General features: G+C 35.6%; 16 protein-coding genes. 5 read left to right on the top strand and 11 right to left on the bottom strand.

Features of this window, described 5'->3' with window-relative positions; translation table 11 throughout:
* Nucleotides 1-62: 62 nt before the first annotated feature.
* Together IRZ78_RS02150 and IRZ78_RS02145 are read right to left on the bottom strand one after the other, a co-directional pair.
* Entirely contained in the window at nucleotides 63-1625 is a 1563-nt protein-coding gene (locus tag IRZ78_RS02150) for a histidine kinase (RefSeq protein ID WP_194614951.1), read from the bottom strand.
* A gap of 630 nt (nucleotides 1626-2255) precedes the next feature.
* A complete protein-coding gene (locus IRZ78_RS02145; protein ID WP_194614950.1) occupies nucleotides 2256-2810 on the bottom strand; it encodes a GNAT family N-acetyltransferase in 555 nt (184 codons plus the stop codon).
* 602 nt (nucleotides 2811-3412) lie between these two features.
* Here IRZ78_RS02145 and IRZ78_RS02140 point away from each other — a divergent pair.
* Both IRZ78_RS02140 and IRZ78_RS02135 read left to right on the top strand, forming a co-directional pair.
* The gene (locus IRZ78_RS02140) at nucleotides 3413-4387 is read left to right on the top strand and encodes a ribonucleotide-diphosphate reductase subunit beta (RefSeq protein WP_194614949.1); all 975 of its coding nucleotides are present in this window, start codon (nucleotides 3413-3415) and stop codon (nucleotides 4385-4387) included.
* Between the two features lie 17 nt (nucleotides 4388-4404).
* Entirely contained in the window at nucleotides 4405-6102 is a 1698-nt protein-coding gene (locus IRZ78_RS02135; protein WP_194614948.1) for a ribonucleoside-diphosphate reductase subunit alpha, read from the top strand.
* A gap of 557 nt (nucleotides 6103-6659) precedes the next feature.
* Here IRZ78_RS02135 and IRZ78_RS02130 read toward each other — a convergent pair.
* The 9 genes from IRZ78_RS02130 to IRZ78_RS02090 form a co-directional block, all read right to left on the bottom strand.
* Nucleotides 6660-7874, bottom strand: a complete 1215-nt coding sequence (locus tag IRZ78_RS02130) for a hypothetical protein (protein WP_194614947.1) — start codon at nucleotides 7872-7874, stop codon at nucleotides 6660-6662.
* Between the two features lie 45 nt (nucleotides 7875-7919).
* Entirely contained in the window at nucleotides 7920-8822 is a 903-nt protein-coding gene (locus IRZ78_RS02125) for a DUF4625 domain-containing protein (RefSeq protein WP_228520335.1), read from the bottom strand.
* A gap of 31 nt (nucleotides 8823-8853) precedes the next feature.
* Complete coding sequence (locus tag IRZ78_RS02120; RefSeq protein WP_228520333.1) at nucleotides 8854-11286, bottom strand: TonB-dependent receptor; 2433 nt, start codon at nucleotides 11284-11286, stop codon at nucleotides 8854-8856.
* Nucleotides 11287-11293: 7 nt separating this feature from the next.
* Complete coding sequence (locus IRZ78_RS02115) at nucleotides 11294-11767, bottom strand: DUF4625 domain-containing protein (RefSeq protein ID WP_194614945.1); 474 nt, start codon at nucleotides 11765-11767, stop codon at nucleotides 11294-11296.
* A gap of 457 nt (nucleotides 11768-12224) precedes the next feature.
* Nucleotides 12225-12542 (bottom strand): hypothetical protein, encoded by a 318-nt coding sequence (locus IRZ78_RS02110; protein WP_228520332.1) that lies wholly within the window; start codon nucleotides 12540-12542, stop codon nucleotides 12225-12227.
* 194 nt (nucleotides 12543-12736) lie between these two features.
* Nucleotides 12737-13309, bottom strand: coding sequence for a Crp/Fnr family transcriptional regulator (locus IRZ78_RS02105; protein WP_194614943.1), 573 nt, complete (start codon nucleotides 13307-13309; stop codon nucleotides 12737-12739).
* Between the two features lie 3 nt (nucleotides 13310-13312).
* Nucleotides 13313-13975 carry a 3,4-dihydroxy-2-butanone-4-phosphate synthase gene (gene ribB, locus IRZ78_RS02100; protein WP_194614942.1) on the bottom strand — a complete coding sequence of 221 codons (663 nt, stop codon included), beginning with the start codon at nucleotides 13973-13975 and terminating at the stop codon, nucleotides 13313-13315.
* Nucleotides 13976-14263: 288 nt separating this feature from the next.
* On the bottom strand, nucleotides 14264-14830 hold the full coding sequence (locus IRZ78_RS02095; RefSeq protein WP_194614941.1) for a cysteine hydrolase family protein: 567 nt from the start codon (nucleotides 14828-14830) through the stop codon (nucleotides 14264-14266).
* A 75-nt stretch (nucleotides 14831-14905) separates the two neighbouring features.
* Complete coding sequence (locus IRZ78_RS02090) at nucleotides 14906-15862, bottom strand: DJ-1/PfpI family protein (protein ID WP_194614940.1); 957 nt, start codon at nucleotides 15860-15862, stop codon at nucleotides 14906-14908.
* A 316-nt stretch (nucleotides 15863-16178) separates the two neighbouring features.
* On the opposite strand from IRZ78_RS02090, the gene IRZ78_RS02085 reads away from it, so the two are divergent.
* The 3 genes from IRZ78_RS02085 to IRZ78_RS02075 all read left to right on the top strand — a co-directional run bounded on the left by IRZ78_RS02085 (nucleotide 16179) and on the right by IRZ78_RS02075 (nucleotide 21870).
* On the top strand, nucleotides 16179-16634 hold the full coding sequence (locus IRZ78_RS02085; RefSeq protein WP_194614939.1) for a response regulator: 456 nt from the start codon (nucleotides 16179-16181) through the stop codon (nucleotides 16632-16634).
* A 68-nt stretch (nucleotides 16635-16702) separates the two neighbouring features.
* A complete protein-coding gene (locus IRZ78_RS02080) occupies nucleotides 16703-20068 on the top strand; it encodes a CheR family methyltransferase (RefSeq protein ID WP_194614938.1) in 3366 nt (1121 codons plus the stop codon).
* 1034 nt (nucleotides 20069-21102) lie between these two features.
* Entirely contained in the window at nucleotides 21103-21870 is a 768-nt protein-coding gene (locus IRZ78_RS02075; RefSeq protein WP_194614937.1) for a methyltransferase domain-containing protein, read from the top strand.
* The last annotated feature ends 78 nt before the right edge of the window (nucleotides 21871-21948 follow it).

Below are 21948 nucleotides of genomic sequence, written 5' to 3'. Positions count from 1 at the left end.
GAATTACGTTAAAAAAAGCAAAATGGAGTGAGTGGCTTTTTTTCGGGAGTGAATGTTTTTTTTTATCCAATTAAAGGTAAAATGCAAGTAAAATCGCCATCTTTTTTGAAGGCTTTAAAATCGTCCTTACCGTAGTAATTATAAATACTTTGTAAGTATTTGTGACCAAACTTAGATTCTTTCCCGAAGTTTTGCTTTTCGTTTAAATTATTGGTAATAATTACAACGTTTTCGTTAATGCTAATTGTTATTTTTAATGGAGTTTCTTCAGAAGCAATATTATGTTTGATCGCATTTTCAACCGCAATCTGAAAAGCCAGATAAGGCACTTTTTTTGCCAGAAAGCTTTCATCTTCAATAGTGATCGTAAAGACGAATTCTCCAGTAAAACGGGTTTGCTGCAAAAAGATGTATTTTTCGATAAAAAGCAATTCTTCCTGAACCGTAACAATATTGTTAACAGGAGGATTTATAAGATACCTGTAAATTTTAGAAAGGTTTAATGTAAATTTCCGCGCCACGCCGGTATTATTTTCAATCAGCATATACAGCGAATTCAGCGAATTGAATAAAAAATGCGGATTAATCTGCTCCTTCAATTGCTGTAGCTGAATCAGGGCTTTCTCTTTATTAATCATTTCGTTTTCCAAGAGAAGCTTGTTTTTTTCCTGAGACAGGATTTCTTTCTCCTGAAAAGTTCTTCGGGTGAAAATGTTAAACAAATAAAAGAAGACAATTAATATAGCAGTGGTAATAATATAAATGAGATACGCATATTTTTTAACCGCATTTACATCTTCATTAGCAATTTCTCTCGGAAAGTTTACCGCGATATACCAATGTGTTCCTTTTACATTCAGACGTTTGGTATATCGTACAATATCCAAAAGCAAATATTCCGAAGGCGCAATTCGTTTGCTGAATCCTTCTTTTTTAGCAAAAGTAGTATCCTGAGGTGCTATATTGGTAAGCTTAAAAATATTCTTTTTGAGTAATTTTATTTCAGGATGATAAATGATCGTTCCCTTTTTATCGAAAACAAAAGCATAATTGGGCGCTTTCTGGTCAATAGTCGAGAAATAAGACTGAAGAGACTGCAGATCTATATCATAGCCGTATCGAACCACAGTACCATTCGCAGCGATGTATTTATAATAAATACGCCAAAAAAAGTTTTCAGAATCGTCAACAATAGAATTAGATTGTTTTAAGTCTTTGTTTTTAGTACCAAAATCCTTTATAGAAGTTTTTAAAGCAGGGCTGTTTTTGGAACTTGTAAATTCGATTTGTTTGTCATTAATCTCAAACCAGTTGTTTTTGACAAGACTATCATTGGCATGAATAGTACTTAAAACTTTTAGATTATCAGATAAGTTTTTAGCATTGCTGATATCAACAATTCGTTTTAGTTCGTTTTTGGTCTCTAAAAAGCGGGTTAATTCCTGCGCAATGACTTCCTGTTTTTTTACAAAGCTTCGCTGTGAACTTTCGGCATTTGATTTTTCGGTAACCTCGGTCATTAAACCACTCAGTATATAAATAGAAAGCAGCGTAAGAACAATGAAAATGATTCCTAAAATGAAGAAGTTCCTGCCGGAAAAGGTATTTTTTAATGTAAATTTCAAAGTGTAATAAAAAAAAAATTAAGGAGCATTGAAGTCCTTAATTGTAATAGGGTAATAAATTTTTTGGTGTGCAAATATAAAACTTTTTGACTGATACACTTTGAGTTATGAAATCTTAACACATATTTCGGGTAGTCGTTTAGTAAAAATCTTGTTAAGAGAGAAAAGAGGTTGAAATTGTTTCAAGTTTCAGGTTTCAGGTTTGAAAAGTGAATGGAAGTACTTTACCATTTTACCGCAAAGGGCGCAAGATTTTTTACTAAGCAAGGTTTTATAAAAACGCATCCCGAAGCCTCGGGACGCAAAGCTTTGTGTTTAAACTTTGTATTTGCTAATGTTTGTAAACTTAATTTTTAAGTTGCAATGTTTTAATCTCGCAAAGACGCAGGGGCGCAAAGTTTTTTAAGCTTATGTTCTTATTTTAGAGTTAATTAAATACTATTAAAACACAGACTTTGCATCCTTGCGCCTTTGCGAGATTATTCCAGCCCAGTAAAAAAAACTTGAGCACTCGGTAGCAAAAATTGATATGCTTCGAAGATACTTTGCGAACTTTGCGTATAACTTTGCGCTCTTTGCGGTAAAATGACAAAGTATTCTCATTTCAACCCTGAAACCTGAAACAAAAAACTAAGAAATCTGTAAATGTTCCAAAGTTTTTCCCACCAAAGTTTTCACTCCAACCACTTTAAAACCTAATTTTAAATAGAGTTTTTTCGCTCCGGGATTTCCTTCCTCAACCAATAAACCTAAAGTCTGTTTGTTTTTGGTTACAAATTCTTCAATCAAAAACTGCAATAGTTGAGAACCAATTCCTTTTCCCTGATGATTTGGACTTACGGCTAAAGAATCAATATAAAACTCTCCGCTTTGCGTTTCGTTTTCGGGACTAAAATCAGGATTGAAATTAAGACGAACATAATCAACAACAGGTTTTCGCAGTTCTTGTAGTTTTCCTCCATCATAAACAGCAACTGCACCAACAATTTCGTCGTTTTCTTCGGCTACAAAACAATTCTGATAAGAGTACTGATTGTTTTCAGATTCAACAAAATGAAGCAGGAAATAGTAAGCTGTTTTTGGATCCTTTTCATCAATAAATTTATATATAATTTGTTCCATTGCTAACAATAAATATTTGGCAATAGATTCTGAATCGTCAATTGTTGCTTTTCTAATAATCATGATTTCTTATTTTAAGAGTACAAAATTACGGTAAGTTTTAAATATTAATCCTTTTCATTAAAATAATGCGAAAAATAGTGTTGATTTTTGGATTTTAGATAAAAATAAGAAAATCTAAAGGATTCGTTTTGTTAATATAAATCACTTAAAATCAAAAAGTTATTTATTTTTAAGAGTAGAAAGATGAGCAAATAATGGTATAAAAAGAACAAGACTGAAAATGTTCTTGCCGGACGAAATTATTTTTAATAAAACGATAAAAACGTATGAAAAAAGCTACTTTTTTTAAGTCGATTGTTGATAACTGTTTTTTTTGAAATGGATATCGACTTCCTTTTTTATGTTGATAACTCTATTTAGATTTATTTTAAATAGCTGATGTTTTGGGTGTTACGGAATATTTTAAGGCTGTTGATAAAATGTAAATTTCTGATCGATTTTAAGAGGCTTTCGGCTGTTGATAATTGGATGGTTTTTTAACATCAAAAGGTGGTTTAAAGAAGAACTGTGGGTTAATTTTGTATTTATAGAAATATCGTTTAAACTCCCCCAATAAACGAATCATTTTTATTTTAAATAAGTCACCATTTAATACTATACATATGTCTATTTTCGATAAAAGAATCAACTATAAACCTTTTGAATATCCAGAAGTGTTACAATTTACTGAAGCCATCAATAAAGCGTATTGGGTGCATACCGAAGTCGATTTTACTGCTGATACTCAGGATTTTCATTCGCTTTTGAATGCCGCCGAAAAAACAGCCATCAAAAATAGTTTATTGGCCATTGCACAAATAGAAGTAGCCGTAAAAAGTTTTTGGGGTAATATTTATGAGCATTTCCCAAAACCGGAATTCAACGGATTAGGAAGTACTTTTGCTGAATGTGAGTTCAGGCATTCTGAGGCATATTCGCGCCTTTTGGAGGTTTTAGGATATAATGATGAATTCGAAAAACTTATGGAGATTCCGGTGATCCGCAAACGTGTAGATTATCTTTCGAATGTATTAAAAGATACAAAATCGCAAGACAATAAAAAGTACGTGGTTTCGCTGATATTATTCAGTATTCTAATCGAAAATGTATCACTTTTCAGCCAGTTTGCGATTTTATTGTCGTTTACAAGATTTAAAGGATATATGAAAAATGTGAGCAATATTATCGCATGGACTTCTATAGACGAACAAATTCATGCCAATGGCGGAATTTATATTGTAAACAAAATACGCGAAGAATTCCCGGATTATTTTGATGAGGAAACTTTAACGCTTATCAGGGAAACGGTTAAGGATTCTATCAACGTTGAAGCCGATATATTAGACTGGATTTTTGAAGATGGTGAAATCGAAACAATCAAAAAAGCAGATTTGGTAAACTTCATGAAATTCAGATTAGACGAAAGTCTGACTCAGATCAATATTCCAACCATATTTAATGTTCCTGCAGAAGATTATAAAGCAATGGCATGGTTCGAGGAAGAAGTTTTTGCCAACAGCCTTGATGATTTCTTTGCGAAAAGACCGGTAGAATATACCAAACACGACAAAAGTATTACGGCAAACGACCTTTTCTAAAACAGCAAATTACAATTATGAATACAATAGATACAATTTCAGGAAACAGCGCTCCGCTAAGCGAAGCAGACAATAAAATGTGGTGGAAAAACTCTGAAAGTGAGCAAATTTTAAATCGTGGATATCTTTTAAAAGGTGAAACCGTAGAAGGGGCAATTGACAGAATTTGTACCGCTGCTGCAAAAAGATTGTACAAACCTGAGTTAAAAGAGTCTTTTGTAGAAATGATCGAACGCGGCTGGATGAGTATCAGCTCGCCAGTTTGGGCCAATATGGGAACAGAACGCGGTTTGCCAATTTCTTGTTTTAATGTTCACGTTCCAGATGAAATCGAAGGAATTACACATAAATTGGGTGAAGTAATCATGCAGACCAAAATTGGCGGAGGAACTTCAGGCTATTTTGGAGAATTGCGCGAAAGAGGAAGTGCCGTAACCGATAACGGAAAGAGTAGTGGAGCGGTAAGTTTCATGAAACTTTTTGATACGACGATGGATACGATTTCGCAAGGTGGCGTTCGTAGAGGGGCTTTTGCAGCTTATTTAGACGTAGATCACCCGGATATCGAAGAATTTTTGAAGATAAAAAGCATCGGAAATCCAATCCAGAACTTGTTTACCGGAATTTGTGTACCGGATTACTGGATGCAGGAAATGATTGATGGTGATGCAGATAAAAGACAAGTTTGGGCTAAAGTTCTGGAAAGCCGTCAGCAAAAAGGATTGCCTTATATCTTTTTTAGTGACAATGTAAACAAAAACAAGCCACAAGTTTATAAAGACAAAAACCTGCGTATCAACGCAAGTAATTTATGCAGCGAAATCATGTTGCCATCGAGCTTTGATGAATCGTTTATTTGCTGCCTTTCGTCAATGAACCTGGAACTTTACGAAGAATGGAAAGATACTGAAGCAGTAAAACTGGCGATCTTTTTCCTTGATGCGGTTTTACAGGAATTCATCGAAAAAACAGAAGGGAATTATTATCTGGCAGCAGCGAATCGTTTTGCAAAAAGACACCGCGCACTAGGATTAGGGGTTTTAGGATGGCATTCGTATTTGCAAAAAAATATGATTCCGTTTGAAGGTCTTGAAGCCAAAATGAAAACCACAGAAATTTTCAAACATATCAGTGATAAAGCCGATAAGGCAACTCAGGATTTGGCCAGAATTTATGGCGAACCGGAGTTATTAAAAGGATACGGAAGACGTAATACCACAACAATGGCAATTGCGCCAACGACTTCATCATCGGCTATTTTAGGGCAAACTTCACCGGGAATTGAACCCTTTAGCAGTAATTACTATAAAGCAGGTTTGAGTAAAGGTAATTTTATGCGTAAAAATAAATACCTAAAAACCTTATTAGAAGAAAAAGGCCTTGATAACGAAGAAGTCTGGAGAGAAATCATGCTAAATGGCGGAAGCGTTCAGCACATGAGTCAGTTGAGTCAATTAGAGAAAGATGTCTTTAAAACCTTTAAAGAAATCAGTCAGTTAGAGATTGTGCAACAAGCTTCAATCCGTCAGAAATATGTAGATCAGGGACAAAGTATCAACTTAAATATCCCATCGGATTTACCAATTAAGGATGTAAACCGTTTGCTTATCGAAGCATGGCAATTAGGAATCAAGAGTTTGTATTACCAACGCAGCCAAAGTGTATCTAAAGAATTGGTTACGAGTTTGGTGACTTGTAGTAGTTGCGAATCATAAAAAGTAAAGGCTGTCTAATTTTGACAGCCTTTTCGTTTTTTTTTGGCCCGCGGATTATTCGGGTTTAGCGGGTTTTCGCTGGTTTTTTTGGGTTTGGGGATCTTTGTCAAAGTTAGTCAGCGCATTTTTGTCATCTCGACGGAGGAGAGATCACACTAGAAATGCCACAAAGAAAATCACCACAAAGTTTGTCATCCCGATCCCGAAGCTTCGGGAGAGGGATCTCCGCGAGAAATTCGACAAAGAATGTTAACACAATCTTGTAACCACAATCTTGTCATCTCGACGGAGGAGAGATCACACTAGAAATGCCACAAAGAAAATCACCACAAAGTTTGTCATCCCGAGGAACGAGGGATCTCCGCAAGAAACTAACACAAAGTTTTGCTTGGATTGTCGAGCTACTTGTGGAGATCCCTCGTTCCTCGGGATGACAAAAAAACGGGCTACTTTCTTGACTTAAAAAACATCGTTGCTTCGTTCAACGCAATGACAAGTAAGAAAAAAAAAGACTGCCCTTTTACAGACAGTCTTTCTCAAAATAAAAAAAACAAAAACTAATGACCTTTACTATTTTCAAAGCCCAAAAGAGTAATCGTATAAGGTGTATTCGAAACCTTTATTTTCTTTTCAATTTTCATATTAGACAAATTCAATTGCAATAATTCTCCGGTTGATGGAGAAGTGATGTACGCAAAATTCTCTGTTAACTGAATTTGTGGTTTCGAGGCTGCATCGCTTGCTGTTTCCGGAATTACTTTTCCTTCTTTTTCAACTTGCAAACTGGTCAGGTTGAATAATTTGAATTCGCCTGAAAACAGCAGAATCCCTAATTTACTGGTATTGTAGCTTACTTTACATTGCATAATACTAGTGCTTTGCAAAATTGGTTTGATCGTTCCGGATGTAACATCAATTAAATAAGCACCTTTTGCGGCGGTATATCCTATAAATTTTCCTTTGGCTTTCGTTTCTAAAATGGTTCCAAACCAGGCACTTCCAAAGTCTTCCGGAAGCGCAATTAATTTTTGTTTTCCTGAACTTTCTACTACAAGCACGCCGTTTGCTGAACCAAAAACCGCGTAAGTTCCGTCAGAAGCATTTCCGTGGATTCCTTTTGTTGCAATAGTAGATTCAAAAAGCGTTTTACCTGTATTGTCGATAATTTTTACTTTTTCAGGCAATGTTCCCGCAACTGAATTGTCTTTTTGGGTAATGGCGTAAGTTCCGTTTAAGAAAGTCGCCATAGCGCCATGATGCGCCAATAAACCTGCATTTATTACTTTAAATTTAGCTCCGGCTGTATTGATCTCCGATTCCTTGGCAACCGATAAAGTTCCGTCTCCGTCATTGAAAGTGAGTAATTCTCCAATTTTACTTTTAAAATGCGTTGGCAAAGGCGCTTGTCCTGTTAAGGTACCAAATTTAGGGATTCCGTCTACATCAACGTGATCACCGTGACTTTCGAATCCGCTGTCGAAAGTTTCAACCGTATTGTCTGCACGGTGAACAAGTCCCGCATAGCGACCGGATTCTGTGGTATAAAGTGATGACTTTGCAAATTTGGCATTAAAAGAAGTTATCGTAGCGTCAACCGGATTTACAAGCGTAATGGCGGTTGTTTTTTCATCAGACAATAATACTCTTAAAAATTTGTATTCAGAAAGGGTTTCTTCTGGCGTTTCGGTAGTATTGTCATCGTCATTGCTGCAAGAGACAGCAAAAGCGGATAAAGCAAATAAGAGAAGGAGTTTGAAATAATTGTTTTTCATGGTAAAAAGTGTTTAAATTAATTTAGGTTTTAAAAAATTTACAAATTAAAAATTAATGGTAATAGGCATTGATTTGTAGACGCTCAGATTATAAGAGGTATTTTTATAAAGTATGACCCAGTTGTATTGTCCGGATTGCCATGATTTATCTGCGGTTGTAGGGTTTCCTTCGGCATCTTTATCAGTGCCAACGACGATACTTTCACCACCCCAAACGTCATTGATTTTTTGCAGCGTCGTAATTTTTGAAGCCGCCGGAAGACCTGTATGTTCTACTTTTGAAATCACGATAACTTTTTTGAAATCAAGATTGTCAATACTTTCGGGATGGTAATTAAGGCTCTTTTTTATCAAAACAGAATATAGAATTCCGTCGCCCATAATCTGGCTTACTTGTGCATGCGCTGTGATTTTATCGTTCTTTTTGAAGATCAGTTCCGGTTCTGTCCATGTTTCCATATAATAAATAAGATCGTCATTTCGAGAAAGCATATCACGCCCAATTAACGGATCAGCAGGCATATTGGCAGGATCTGTAATGGTCATTTCTTCTTTGATTTCGAGTTGCGACCCGTTTTCATCCAGAACGATAAACGAGAAATCGAATTTACCTTCGGGAGCATCGGCAGGGATATTAAAATGCTTGTGTACATTGGTGTTTTTAGCTCCTTTATATTCTATAAATGACAATTCGAACTTCCAGTCTTTAGTATAAGTTTCACCTTTTTTAGGAAGGATTTTGATTTGTACATCGGCAATTTTATCACCGGCAATTACATCAGCGTTGAAATGGAAATCGCGGCCAATTAAGGCGCGTTTGTTATTCGCAGTTCCAATCTCAACATTCGTGGCTGTTGGTTTAGAAACTTCGTTATTATCGTCGTTATCACAGGCTGTAAATACAGCGGCGACAACAAAAAACAGCAGCAATAATTTTGCTTTTTTCATAAGGAATTGGGGTTTGTTAATTGAATTCATATTAAATTGATTTATGTATTAAAAAGGGAATTTTCACAGATAGAATAATATTTCGGCTTGCTTCAGGAAGTTCAATCAGCCTGTAAAAACTGGTATGATTTAGGTATTTTGCATTGAATAAATTCTGAACCTGAAGGCTAATGATAAAATCCTGTTGTCCCGCTTTTGCTTTGGTTCCCATTGTGAGATTGAATACGTTGCTGCTAGCCGTTTTTCTTTCGGGAGGAACAATCTGATTTTGTTGTGCGGTATAGCGATAATCAAGCGAGAAATAAGTGTCATTTAAGCCTTTAATTTCGGGATTATATGTCAGTCCAAACAAAACCGAAGCAGGCGGAGAGAAGGGAAGTGTATAGCCTTTTTTGCTCCCTGATAATTGTTCTGAATACAGATATTCAGCCAAAATCTCGCCGCTTAAATTTTTCAGGAATTGGTAACGTGTTTGCAATTCTCCGCCATAACGCATGACTTTACTTTGCTTATATTCAAATACCTGATTTCCGGCTCCGTAATAAATATCATGCTGTGAAGTAGGATTCAGGTAAATGTAATTGGGGAAATAATTGAAAAACGGACTCAGCTGCACCGACCATTTGTTTTGCTGCCAATCGATACCAAGATCTAATTGATACGAACGTTCTGCCGATAAATTGGGATCTCCTTTTTCAAACCTGAAATAATGATAATTCACCCCGTTTGAGGCCAGTTCTTTGGCAATGGGCATTCTAAAACTTGTTCCCAGATTAGCTTTAAGCGATAATTGTCCCGGAGTATAATTAACACCCGCTGACCAGTTGAAACTGTTGAATGTTCTTGTCAGGTTTTCTGAACGTTTTAAATACTCAGAACGAGTCTCGCCATTTTCTGTAATTTCGCTTTGAAACCAATCTGTATATTGTTTCATTTCGATTCGCCCATAATCCAGACGTACTGCGCCATGAAGCAGCCATAAATCATTGAGCTGATATTTATCGTAAACAAATAATCCGGCATTCGATTGTTTGAAAGCGGGAATCAGGAAACTCCAGCCATTAATTGTATTTTGCTGCTGTTCGCCGTTTATACCCATTGTAATTTGATGTTTTTGTATCGAAAACTCATCTTTAATAGCTACAGAAAAAACTTCCTTATCATATTGCCTTTCGAGATCTTTTGGCGCATACATATCTTCAGGATAAAGCGGTGGCATATAGCCATGATTGACATAATGACTCCATTCGCGACGGAAATTTTGCTGAAAACCCAATTGTGTTTCCAGTTTATGAGTTCCTATTGAAAATGAAGTGGTATTACTCATTTTAGTATGCGTCACTTCCTGATAAGGCATTAGAATATCACGGCTCGATTTGTCATGAAGGTCGGTGTCAACATTTCTTGGTTCTAGTCCGTGGGCATTGGCAAAAAAGCCGCTTTTGGTGTAAATATTACTTATATAGAAAACCGATTTAAATCGATCAGTAACGTAACCAACACTTCCGTGTAAATCGATTTCTTTTCCTGCGGTATTACGCAAATGATTTTTGTACAACGGCACGGCATAGTTGTACACATGTACGGTATCAGTAGGAACGCGGTAATCGCCATATTCCATCGCGGTGATTCGGGTATCGAAAAACCATTTTTCATTGCGGCCAAATAAATTAAACGATCCTCCAAATTGTTCGTTGTTGCTTTTTCCTGTAAAATCAGCGATTCCGCCCAAAACATTTTTAGAAGGAAAGGGGACAGGTTTTATATTAATAGCGCTGCCAATAGCATCAGATCCGTATAGGAATGAAGATGGCCCTTTGATAATTTCAACCCGATTTACGGCATATTGATCGATTTCTAAACCATGATCAGCGCCCCATTGCTGGCCTTCGTGTTTGATACCATTTTCTACCACAATCACCTGATTAAAACTCATTCCGCGAATCAGGGGTTTTGAACCTCCTGAACCAATAGAAATGGTTTTAACACCCGGAAGTCTTTGCAGCGATTGCATCAGGCTTCCGCCGAGATTGCGCTGAATAAAACTGCTGTTAACGGTTTCGATATTCAGAGATTCTGTCTTTTTTCGGCGTGCTTCATAGCTATCTGTAATCACAACTTCTTGTAATTGTTTTGCTTCGGGTTTTAAGAAAATAGGAGGCAGGGCATTTGAATTTTTCTCCAACGAAAGTTTTACTTCATAAAGCGAATAACCGGAATAACTCACTGTTAATCTGTTAGAATTTTTAGGGATTTGAGGAAAGAAAAAATGCCCTTGTTGATCTGTAAGCATACTTATAGCAGAAGGATAAAGGGTAACGATAGCGCCATCCAACGGTTTATGGCCGTCGGAAAATACGCTGCCGGATACAAGAACAGATTGCGCTGCAGCTTTTGTAACTATAGCAAAACAGCAAAGCAGCAGGAAAAAAGTCCGTAATCGATTCGGTTTATTTTCGTTCATCAATTCATTATAAAATTTTAATACTTAAGCCTTTAATGGTCTGCCAGCCTTCTTTATCGGTCAGGCGGATCATAAAATGATAATCGCCCGGATCAATATCGGTTGGGATCGTGATTTCCTGCACAGCTTCGTAATTTTTTTGTCCATCTGGAATTGTAACTGAATTGATGTACAACATAGGATTCACAGGCTTTTTGATAGGATCTGCAAGACAATTATTAACTTCGGTACTGTGCGTGTGATGGTCAAAATTGTGATGAATGTCGAGACTGTATGATCCCAAAGCAGCATTGTCTGTAAATTTTGCCCTAAAAGTAATTTTTTGTCCGCGGGTGATTTCGCTGCATTGTATCGGGAATGCATTCGAAGCCGAATTATCGATTACAGGATATTCGGTATCAATTTCGTTGTTGTCGCTGCTGCATGACGACAGAGCAAAAACACTTAGTAAAGCGACGACAAGAATTTTAGTTGGCTTCATTTTGTTGATTTTAAAAGGATTCATATGTAAAAAATTGAGTTACAAAAAAGCAGTCTAATGCGCAGAAAATCGCAGGAAATGGCACTTTACGGCATAACAAGACGACGCAAAAATTTTAGATTTTAGATTTTAGACTTTAGATTTTTAGATTGTGGAATGTGAAATGTAAAAAGCAGGCGTGCGAAGTGCTGATTCAATTAGATTATTGAATTTAATGTGGTAGAAAATAATGGCCATACTATTCTTTTCGATCTGATTATAGACAATTTAGTTTTATTCCCCGAAAGGGAAAATTTTACATATCCAAATAGTAAAACGTGTTTCTAAGCAAGTTGTTGCAAGAAAAAACTAATAGTAATGATTAAGAAAAGTGAATTGCTTTTCGAACTTAAATTAGATTCTAAAACATACAAACGCACATCAATTCATAAAAATGAAATGATTACTTTTTATAGTTCTAGACAATAGGAGGTGCCCTTAATGAGAATAAAGAGCCTTTGAAAAATGGAGAATATGATTTTGAATAAAAATGTACAAAATGGATTATTGTACTGTTTTTATAAAATTGAAAGGTTACAAATGAGAAAGTACCAACAGGGCTAAATTTAAAATGACAAATAGCACATTCTTCGTTTGAATGGTCGTGTACTTTAAATTCGGTTTTAGAAGAATAATTGTAATGCTGAATGCATTTATGCGCCGCATTATGATTCTGTATGTGTTCATACGAATGTATTGCCGGAAATAGTATAGCAAATACTACTATTAGCGGCATAAAAAGATTTAATATTTTAAAATTCTTTTTCATTCAGATGAATCGATATTGATAATGCAATATTGTTGCAAATATAAAATTCTTATTTATAAATGCAACATTGTTTCATTAAAAAAGTAGTAAATAGTTAGAATAAAGAATATAGAGTAAAGAATACAGAATTAATAATTAATAATTAATATTGATTTTTAACATCAAAACTTAGACTTCAATCTGCTTAGTGTTTCCTGCGAAACGTTGATGTACGACGCCACAATTTTATTTGGTAAACGTTTTACAATCGTCGGATTTATTTTTAGTAAAAGCTGGTATCGTTCGAGAGCATCCATGGTGGTAAAAGACATCAATCTGTTGGTATTATTGACATAAGCTCTTTCTAAATAGCGACAATAAAATTGCATCCATTCCGGGATGGTTTGAAGTAAGTGATTAAAATCTTCATGAGTAATATACAATAGTTCCGATTTTTCGATCACTTGTATATATTCTGCCGAAGGGGCTTTGGTAATAAAACTTACTAACGCCGTAGCAATTTGGTTTTCGAAAGCAATATATCGGGTTACATCTTTTCCTTCTTCATTGATATAATAGATTCTCAGGCAGCCTTTGCCCACAAAATAAGTATTCTGACTGGTTTGTCCCGCTGAAACCAATAGCTCATTTTTATCGTGTTTTAGGGGCTTAAAATAAGATAAAATCGTATTGAGGCTTTCATCAGAAACCTCAATACGATTTTTTATATAATCACCAAGTTGCTCGTATATCATTTGTTACTTATAATCTCTCACAAATTTGCGGTAATAAATAATATCCTCAATAGACAATACTACCAAATCGTGTTCTTCTGCAAAGCTAATGATTTTGTCAAGTTTGGCCATACTGCCATCTTCATTCATTAACTCACACAAAACAGCCTCTGGTTGTAAACCTGCTAATTTCATTAAATCTACACTGCCTTCTGTATGTCCGTTTCGTTCGAGAACTCCGTTGTTTTTGGCACGTAAAGGGAAAATATGTCCGGGTCTGGCTAAGTCTGAGGCTTTTGCATTTACAGCACTTGCCGCTTTAATAGTGGTAATGCGATCTACTGCCGAAACTCCGGTTGTCACGCCTTCTTTGGCTTCGATAGTTATGGTAAACGGAGTCTGAAAACTGCTTGTGTTTTCCTTAACCATATAAGGCAATTCGAGTTCATCTGCTTTTTCGTTAGACAGACAAAGGCAGACAATTCCGCTGCATTCGCGAATCATCAGAGCCATATCTTTAATGCTCATATGTTGTGCCGAAAATATCAAATCACCTTCATTTTCGCGGTCTTCATCATCGGTTAATAAAATTCCTTTTCCGTTTTGCAGATGTTGTAGCGCGTTTTCTACACGTTGTACGCTTGTTAAACCAAATTTTTCTAAAGGATATGGTAGTGTGCCGATCATTTTGTTTTGGATATTTTAAATTAATGAGCAGCAAATCTAGAATTGTTTAAGATGCAAAAGTTTGATGTAGGTCAATAAAATGAGCTATTCTAGTTGGTTATGAATTTTAACCACAAATTAAGCAAATTTTCGCAAATTATTTTTTTATGATTGCGCATAGACATTAGACTTTAGTATTGTTTTTATTTTTTTTAAGATTAAAGATTGTAAAAAGAAATTTGCGGAAATTTGTGTAATTTGTGGTTAACTATTTTTAGCATTACAAAAGAAATTTGTGGCAAAAAACTCTTAAATTAATTCTAAAAGTCTTTTAGTATCGATTACTTCTGCGAATTCGTTGTGCAAACTTGCCAGGGATATTTGATGTACTAATTCCGAATCGTATTTTTCGCCGTTGATGCCAATTCGGTCGAAGGTTGCTGTCGCGTCAGAAATTAAGTAGACATCATAACCAAAATTTCCCGCCATTCTTGCCGTTGTCGAGACGCAATGATTCGTTGTTAAGCCCACAATAACAAGTGTTTTGATATTGAGATTGTCTAATCTTTCTTTTAAATCAGTTCCTGTAAAAGCGCTGTTGACATTTTTTGTAATCACAGGTTCTCCGGTAATAGGTTTTACTTCGTCTTTGATTTCGAATCCCGGATGCGAAGCGTGCAGTTTTGAATCCGGATGCAGAGAACTATGCACAATATGAAAAATGGGCAATTTTAATGTTCTCCATTGCCCGAGAATCTGAGCCATTTTGGTTTCGGCATCTTTATTATTTCGGTTTCCGCCCCAATGGTTTTCTTCATTAAAACCCTTCTGAACATCAATTAAAATCAGGGCTGTATTTTGGTCTCTAAGTTTCATCTTTTTATAAATTAGATTGTTATAGGCAAATTTACCTTTCTATTAAAGATCAAAAAAGGACAAACGATAGTCGTTTTAAGACCAGCAGTTTTTGATTTCAGTAGGTAAGGCGTCAAGATAACTTTCGAGAATAACCCTTAATTGTTTGGAGGTTTTATAACCGCATAAATGGGCAATATGTTCTATTTTATAATCAGAATTAAGGAGTAAACTTTTAGCCTTTTCGATCCGTAGTTTGGTTCGATATTCTGCGATGGTGATTCCGGTTTGTTTTTTGAAAATTCGTGTCAGGTTTCTGGGGCCAATGTGAATCAATTCGGCTAAAAAATCGATTGTAGACGTTTTTTCCAAATTCGAAATAATCCAATCCTGAATGATATGAATCTTTTCGTCGCGATGATTTCGGTTTTGCAAATACACGCTTTCCTGTTCGTCATTGCCATGCCTTCTTTTATAGACTACCAATTCTTTTGCAATCGTAGCTGCGGTTTCTTTGCCATGGCGCTGTTCGATGATATGCAGCGCAAGATCAATTCCCGTTATAATTCCGGCGCTCGTATAAATAGTTCCCGATTGGGTAAACAAAGTATTATTTTGAGTTTTGGCAAGCGGAAAATCTTTTTTGAGCTTATCTACCAATTTCCAGTGTGTCGTACATTCTTTATGGTCTAAAAGTCCGGCTTTCGCCAAAAGAAAAGCGCCTGAACAAATACTGCAAATTGTAGTTTGATTAGCATTTAATTGTTGAAGCCATTCAAAAAACAAAGCGTCTTCAGCATTCAGATCGATCTGGTGCGTACTGCTTCCCGAAATAAAAACAAGATCATTTTCTTTTGGATTTGTTTTAGAAAAATGGGTTAACGATGCAAACTCTAGCCCCGAAGATGAAACTACAGAAGACTGGCTGCTAATAAATTGAAGCTCATATTGAAATCCTAAACCAATTGCTTCCTGAAAAACTTCGACAACACCGCTTAAGTCAAGAAGTGTGACTTGTTTAGGAATGTAAAAATATATGATTGTTTTTGTCATTGGCACAATCTCTTGGCTATTTCATTTTGCATAACACAAAAATAAGCCATTAATTTCATTTTAAGCTTATTTGTAGTGGATCGTTCCTTCTTTCTTAAAAAAATAAAAAAATATTTATGTAGGTAAAAGACTATTTATATGTAGATATAATACAAGTGTGTAAAAGTGAATTAAACTCAATATTATCAATGATTTAAGTGTATTAATAGCTATTTTTTAAACAAATTGATAATCTTATTGATAAAATGTTAAGTTAATCAAAGCTAATTCTTCATTCCAATTTATTTAAGCGTACATTTGAATCTAACGCGACCCAATGATGAATACTCAAAAGAATATAAAGATTTTACTTACCGATGATGATGAAGACGATAGAGATTTTTTTGCAGAAGCTCTGGAAGATCTTGATCTCGATTATCCAATCGAATTTTGTAAAAATGGTGTAGAACTTCTCGATCGTCTTTATGATACCAGTTTGGGTATTCCGGATATCATTTTCTTAGACCTGAATATGCCTATTTTATCCGGTTTTGAGACCTTACAGCAAATTCGCGAAGATGCTAAGTTTAAAGATATTCCGGTTATTGCTATTTACTCAACATCTGCAACTGCAGATGGTGTCAAAAGCACTTTCGGATTAGGTGCGAACGCTTACGTGGTAAAACCTATTGCTTTTAGTGATTTAAAGAAATTATTAAAAAAGGTGATCGAAACAGATTGGAAAGAAAAATTAGGAGATGCAAAAATTGAATCTTTCGTTATTACAGTTTAGTAAAAAAATATGCAGTTTTAATATTATGCATTGATTTATAATTACTTAAATATTTAAAAATTGAAATCATGCATAAGCAAAAGAACAATTTACCCAAGGCTACCCGCCAGGATTTTCCCATAGTTGGTATTGGTGCTTCTGCAGGAGGATTAGAGGCTTTTAGACAATTTATTGAAGCCATTCCTGCTGATTCTGAAATGGCCTACGTCATTGTGCAGCATTTGCATCCGCTGCATGACAGTATGCTTACAGAGCTGCTTTCGCGTGTTTCCAAAATTCCAATAAACGAAATTACCGATGATATTCATTTGGCTCCCAATACTATATATGTTATTCCGGAGAATAAAATGCTTACTTCTTTTGATGGTGTTTTAAAATTGAACCCAAGAGAAAAGGACACTAAAAATCAGGCAATAGATGTGTTTTTTAATTCATTGGCGGAGGTGCATCTTGACCTTGCCTATGGCGTATTGCTTTCAGGAAACGGATCTGACGGAACAATTGGTCTTAAAGCGATCAAAAAACACGGCGGAATTACTTTTGCCCAGGATATTGAAGCGGCTAACAACGAAATGCCTCAAAACGCTATTAATGCCGGAGTAGTAGATTATGTGCTATCGCCAGGTAAGATTGTACAGAAATTGATCGAACTATCAAAAGCCAGAGATCAGATTAGCGAAGAAAACGATCCCGATGACGAAGAAATATTTCAGGAAATTATCAAAATTTTACGCCATCATAGCGGTGTAGATTTTACTTATTACAAACAAACTACCATACGCAGACGCATTGCCAGAAGAATGGCTTTGAATAAAATCGTAAGTTTAAGAGATTATCTAAAAGTACTTCAGGGCGATAAACTGGCGCCAGAAGATTTGTTCAACGATTTATTGATTCCTGTGACTGAATTTTTTAGAGATACCAAGATATTTCAAATAATGAGAGAAAAAGTTTTTCCCTTATTAACCAACAGAATAACCGAAGGAAACGCCATACGTATCTGGATTGCAGGATGTTCTACAGGAGAAGAAGCCTATACTTTGGCAATTGCGCTTCATGAGTTTTTAGGCGAAAATTTGGAGGGAAAAGAAATTCAGATTTTTGCTTCGGATATTTCTGAAGTGGCGATAGCCAAAGCACGAATTGGGTTTTACAGAAAATCGCAAATGCGAAATGTTTCTGAAACCATCCTGACCAAATATTTTACCGCCAATACAAACGGTTACAAAATTAAAAGTCAAATTAGGGATTTATGCATTTTTGCAGTACATAATTTTCTAACTGATCCGCCTTTTGCCAAAATGGATCTGATTACGTGTCGAAATGTATTCATTTACATGGATTCGTTTTTGCAGAAAAAATCGCTGGCTACTTTTCATTACGCCTTAAAAGAAAACGGATTTTTACTTTTAGGAAAATCAGAAACTGCTGTTCCTGCCGCTGAACTTTTTCAGCCATTCGAGAAAGCGGGAAAAATTTATACCCGTAAACAGGTTTCAGGCCGATTGGTACATTCCGGTATGGGAGGCAATGATAAATTGAAAACCTTAAAAGCCGATATTCAACGAAAAGAAATCGTCAAAGAAGACTTTAGAAAAAGCGCCGAAGCACTCTTGATTTCTAAATATACTCCTGCCAGTGTTATTGTAAACGAGCAAATGGACATTGTACATATAAATGCTTCTATATCCGAATTTATTGAACTTTCGACAGGAAAACCTACGTTTAATTTGCTAAAAATGACCAAGGAAGGTTTGGCATTTGAACTACGAAATACCTGGCATAAAGCCAAAGAAACGGGAGCTTTGGTCAAAAAAGAAGGAATTCAGGTTAAAAATAAAGGCACTATTAGCGAAGTTTCTATTGAAATTCATCCCTTAGAAGATACTTCAGAACCTTACTTTTTGGTTTTGTTTTATAAAACCGTTGTTCGAAAAGAAGATGTAATTTCGAATCAGATTACGGCAGAAGAACTACGCGAAAATACTAATTTGAGAAGGATTGCGCAACTCGAGAAAGAACTGGCCAAAATTCATGACGATGTAAACGCCATTAGCGAAGAGCAGGAAGCATCTAACGAAGAACTGCAAAGCGCCAATGAGGAATTATTGAGTGGGAGCGAGGAACTGCAAAGTCTGAATGAAGAACTGGAAACCTCAAAAGAAGAATTGCAATCCAGTAACGAAGAGCTTTTGCAGATTAATCAGGAACTCCTGAACAAACAACAGCAAATAAATATATCTAAAAATTATACTGAGGCCATTGTAGCGACTCTTAGAGAACCTATTGTAGTGCTGGACACCAATTTAAGGATAAAAAATATCAACAGGGCATTTTCTAAAAAATACAATATTACCAAGGAAGAAGCCACCGGAAAACTAATTTACGAAATACAAAATCATCTTTTTGATAATATCCCGATGCGTGCCATGCTCGAAAAAGTATTGCCCGAAAAAACGCAGCTTGATGATTATCAGATCTCAGTAAATTTATTGCCTTACGGCGAAAGTGTCATGCTTTTAAATGCCAGACAAGTAACCAATGAAACCAGTAAAGAACAATTGATTTTACTGGCAATTGAAGATATTACCGAACGCAGAATTATCGAAAAAAGACTGCAGGTATTATCAAGTGGTTTTGAAGCAAAAGTAGAGGAACGCACTACCGATTTGCTTACAGCGAATCAAGAACTCGAAAGTTCTGTTAAGAATTTGCACGGCGCTAATGTGCAGCTGCAGGAATATGCCTATGTGGCCAGTCATGATTTGCAGGAACCTTTGCGTAAAATATTGATGTTCATAAGCCGATTGCTGGAAATGAATGAAGATTTTTCTGCTGAAGCTCTTACTCTAGTCGAAAAAATCAGCAAATCTTCGATAAGAATGAATACGCTCATTAAAGATTTACTGGCTTATTCTTATCTTAACAACCCTGACAGACTGTTTGCAGTAACAGATCTAAATGTTATTATAGCTGATATTCTGGTTGATTTTGAGTTAATGATTGAAGAACGCGATCTTGAGATAAAAGTAGGTGAATTGCCTGTTATCAATGCGATTCCGTTACAGATGAACCAGCTTTTTTATAATTTAATAAGCAATGCTCTTAAGTTCTATAAAAACGACGGTTCAAGCTCTAAAGTCGAAATCAATTCGCATAAAATGACTGCCAGTGAGATTAAAAAATTTCCAACCTTGGATCCCACTTTAACCTACTGCGAAATCATCATAAAAGACAACGGCATAGGTTTTAACAAACAATACGAGAATAAAATTTTTACCATTTTCCAAAGGTTACACAACAACGAAGTTTACACCGGAACCGGAATTGGCCTCGCCATTGGCAAAAAAATCGTAGAAAACCACAAAGGCATTATTTTCTCAAAAGCCGAAGAAAATATTGGCGCTGAGTTTCATATTATTTTGCCGGTTTAAGAGTTTACAATTTATTTAATTAATGAAAAGACGATATGCTGAAAGGTAATAACAGTCATTCACTAAAACCCGTATTTATACGTATTGCTTAATCTTTCTTTATTGTTATATATTTCAAAACCCTATCGCCCGCGATATTAATATTACCAAGACACAATAGTGCATATTTGCAATTCGTGCCCGCAAAGGATATCACAATATAGTAAGAACGATAATCTAAAATCACTTTAATATTGGAACAGGCACGGATTGCAAATTATAAATTTGCGAAACCTGTTGCTCTGAAAGAGCCTCAGCAATAGCATGGTGCGAAGCACTATGAATAAAAAACGATTGTAATTTTAAGCCCTGAAAGGGCGGAAGCCTAATTTCAAAAAGCACATTTACTTTACATGATGTTCTCCTGGAAAACACCTTTTTCTTTGCCTCTTTATGCTCTATTTTCTTTTGCCCTTTCAAGGCAATTTCCACTTTTGATTTAATTCGTAGTGCGTTGCACTACGCTATTGCTTTTAGGACTTTCAGCCCATTTTTAAAAGTTTGGCACACTCATGATTGCAAATCCGCGCTATATTTACGTTTAGCATTCCTTTTTGCAGAAGCGTTATTCCTTTTATTTTTTTTCTTTAGAAAAATAAAAGATATAGTCCCGTCCCGAAGTTTCGGGATCGGGCAATGTCATTAAGTTAAGCTTTAAAAGAATAAAAATTATTGCAAATCAAATCCGCTTTTATCCGCGTTTTTACGAAGTAAATCTGTTTTATCCGTGTCAAAATTAGACGCTGATTGTACTGTCCCAAGACTTCGGGAGCTAAAGCGAAAACGCTGATAAAACGGATTTTTCTAATTGCTTTCTTGATTAACTGTTAAGTGATTTTATAGATTTCTCCTTAACTTAATGACATTGAGCTTCGGGAGCTGGATAAAGCTCCTAATAAAACCCACAAGAATTTTGTATCTTAGTTTTTAGTAACCCAATTTTGCTTTGATCGCGAACTTTTGCTGATCGAATGAAATTTATAAAATAAAATACAATGCCTTGGAATCCGGAAATCTATAATAAATTCAAAAATATTCGTTATCAGCCTTTTTATGATCTGGCCGATTTTATAAAGCCTGTAAACGGCATGAAAGCCATTGATTTAGGTTGTGGCACGGGAGAGCAAACGGCTATTTTGTCTGATAAATTCAAAGAAGCCAGTTTTCTGGGTGTAGATTCGTCGGCAGAAATGCTGGAACAATCGAAAGCTTTAGAAACAAATCGTCTGCATTTTAGAAAAGCAACTACAGAAGAAACATTAGCTTCAGGCGAAAAATGGGATTTAATTTTTAGTAATGCAGCTTTGCAATGGTCAAACGATCACGAAACGTTATTTACAGACTTAATAAAACTCGTGAACCCAAAAGGACAATTTGCAGTACAAATGCCGGTTCAGCCGGAAAATAAACTCAATGTAATTCTTAGTGATTTGGTTGATGAAGAACCTTTTAAATCGTATTTGAAAGGCTACAAAAGAGATTCCCCTGTTTTGAGTATCGACGAATATGCGCAAATTCTGTTTGATGGCGGACTCGAAGAGTTGCAGATTCAGCAAAAAGTATATCCTATCATTGCCAACGATCATGAAACGCTTTATAATTTTATATCGGGCTCGGCTTTGATCCCGTATATAGAGCGTTTGGAAGGGGAGGAGAAAGCGCTTTTTATTAAAACGTATAAAGAGAGAATTGCGGAGTATTTCCCTAAACTTCCAGCGATTTATTCGTTTAAAAGGATTTTGCTTTATGGTATTAAGAGGTAATTAGATGTCTAAATATTTTCACGTAGATTTTAAAAAGATTTGGGCAGATGTTTGCAGATGATTATTTTGAATTAAATC

The sequence above is a fragment of the Flavobacterium sp. CSZ genome (assembly GCF_015350725.1).
Taxonomy (GTDB): Bacteria; Bacteroidota; Bacteroidia; order Flavobacteriales; family Flavobacteriaceae; genus Flavobacterium.
Note: the sequence above shows the minus strand (reverse complement) of the source record. Positions and strands in the feature narration are given on the sequence as shown.